Raw genomic sequence first — 2,471 nt, 5'->3', positions numbered from 1 at the left:
TTGGTGTAGAGTCGGAAGAGGTGGGCCTTTGCAGGCCTGCCTCCGTCCGCTCGTTCAAACGGATCGTACAGTTTTCCCGTAATCCGCTTTCCTCAACTGATTTTTGTATTACGACTCTCAACAAAGGCTCGGAATCAGGTGTACCAAATTGACCAGCTTGTAATAGCCATATAAATGTTTTGTGGGATATCTTCTCCACCCAGTATTCCGCCAACGCTTGAGTTGATGTGACCAAAGTCGTCGGATTATCCACCGGTCTAGACGGTTGAAAAGTTTGCGGATATGGGCCTTGCGGTAATAGTTTCCCCACCCTCTGATTATAGGGTTTATCTCGTCAATTATTTCTTTCAGGGTTAAAGGTATTCTCCGTTTCGTCTTGGCTCTAATTTGGTCCATGAATCTTTTGATTGATTTTGCCGCGGGAACCGCATAAATATCTAATTTGTTTGGTTGGCTTTTTATCTTATCCTCAGGCAATTTCAATCCTTTACCCTGTTTAATTTTGTACCCGAGAAATTCAAATCCCCATTTTACATGAGTAATTCTTGTCTTTTCTGGGTGAAGTTTAAGCCCTAATCCCTCTAGAATTCGCTTTGCATCCTTTAGGGCGCTGTAAGCTTCGGCTTTGGTCCGGCATAACACCGTCCAATCATCGGCAAAACGAGTCAGGCGATAGCCCCGATTTGTCATTTCGTTATCGAATGGTGTAAGGTAGATATTACTGAGTAATGGGCTTATGACTCCGCCTTGAGGAGTGCCCTTAGGCGTGGGTAATCTTTTACCTTTTTCAACATATCCTGCTTTGAGCATCTGCCTGATTAACTCCAGCACGCGCCCGTCGCTGACTTTCTCTGCTACCATATCAATCAGCTTTTCATGGGGTACGCTCCCAAAGTAGTCCTTTAGGTCCGCATCTAGAATCCAGTGATATCCGGCCATTATTTCAAGCCAAATCTTGCGCATGGCATCGTGTGGAGATCGCCCGGGTCTATATCCAAAACTGCAGTCATTGAATTCCGGCTCAAAAATCGGCTCCAGCCGGTTTTTCAACGCCTGCTGGCATATGCGATCACGAATAGCAGGAATACCCAGCGGCCTTTCTTCGCCTGGTTTACCTCTTTTCGGTATATAGACCCTGCGGACTGGCAGCGACTTATACGTATTCTCTTTTAGCTCCTTGTATAGCCTTTCTAGTTCTTCCTCGGCTACTTCGTCAAAGGCAGCAATGCTTACCTTATCTATTCCACCCGCACCTTGATTTGCTTTTACTTTTTCCCAAGCCATTCTCAAGTTGGTTCTACTGTAGACCTTGTCAATCAATGAATGAACCTTTGTTCTCTTTGCCGCGCCTATTTCTCCCATTGTAAACAGTCTCCTCCGCTGCAGGTTCCGGGTCTTTCGCATAGGGAACTATCCTTGCCCTGCAAGCATACTCACTGATTCGCAGGGACGTTCGGCTCAGTTGAGCGAATCGACTTCCCTCCACAAGTCACCTTTTGGGTAACCGTGGACCACTTTTCTCACGAGTGGTCCCGGTGCTTTTGTTATTCACCGGTTTTAGTACTATTCGATTCTCCGACTCCTCGCATCGCTTCGGTAATTCATTTCGGGGTTACCTTATAGAATTCTTTACTGGTTTACCGAGCTTGTCTGAGCAGGATGGCCATGCTCGGCAACCGCCATCCCGACTATATTTACCCACCGGTCCATTTACGGTGCCACCACCAGACGATACGAGGCCTCCGTGGGTCACATGACAGTCTTCCGTACCATGCCGTCCGCAAACACCTTGGTACGACGGGTGGACTAGAACGCCTTCACCCCCATAGTGCGGGCTCGACCTTGCCCCGTCTTTGGCCGACCGGTTCATCATCAGGGTAGCCCCTTTGATTACAGCCTGGTACTTCTCCTCAAGCCCTTCAGACCTCACCTCGCGGTGAGCGCCCTGCCCTCCGGTTATTACCCGGCCCCCGAGGAGTTACCCCCGGGTTTGGATATGAGCCCCCTAGTCCGGGGCTCAGTGGGACTTTAACCCACCTGACAGCCATGCTGCCACGCACACACTATGAGCGAATCCGACTCCTTGCATACCGTTTCTCCCGCCTTGGACGAAATGCTCCTTGTGCGGAAAATACTCTTTCGAGAATATGCAAGGCCTCCCAGGTACGCTGTGAATAACAGTCTCATGCTCGCCATGCTCTCAGACCCCGGTGGAACCCGTTTGTTCTCGCCTCTATCGAACCAAACGTTATTGCCTGCTGCCGAGGTGAAGGCATCGGCTTCCACTTTGTATGATCTGACGGGGCTCCATAGCTTCACACTTTCGCGTTACGGCTCGCATGGTTTCCTGCCTACGCTTAAACCTCACCTCACGGCTTCGGTTCCAAGGCTGGATAACGGCGGCTGGCTGGGCCTTACCGTGCCGGGTTCCCACCGGCTATATTCACAACGCCGAACTGGCGCACCACCTC

2 protein-coding genes are annotated in these 2,471 nt (G+C 50.1%); both read right to left on the bottom strand.

Features of this window, described 5'->3' with window-relative positions:
- Window positions 1-117: 117 nt before the first annotated feature.
- On the bottom strand, window positions 118-1,362 hold the full coding sequence (gene ltrA, locus HPY90_RS15840; RefSeq protein WP_287195939.1) for a group II intron reverse transcriptase/maturase: 1,245 nt from the start codon (window positions 1,360-1,362) through the stop codon (window positions 118-120).
- A 250-nt stretch (window positions 1,363-1,612) separates the two neighbouring features.
- The gene (locus HPY90_RS15835) at window positions 1,613-1,930 is read right to left on the bottom strand and encodes a hypothetical protein (RefSeq protein ID WP_287195937.1); all 318 of its coding nucleotides are present in this window, start codon (window positions 1,928-1,930) and stop codon (window positions 1,613-1,615) included.
- Between the last annotated feature and the right edge of the window lie 541 nt (window positions 1,931-2,471).

Origin of the sequence: Syntrophothermus sp. (assembly GCF_013314835.1) — a bacterium.
Lineage (GTDB): Bacteria > Bacillota > Syntrophomonadia > Syntrophomonadales > Syntrophothermaceae > Syntrophothermus > Syntrophothermus lipocalidus.
Note: the sequence above shows the minus strand (reverse complement) of the source record. Positions and strands in the feature narration are given on the sequence as shown.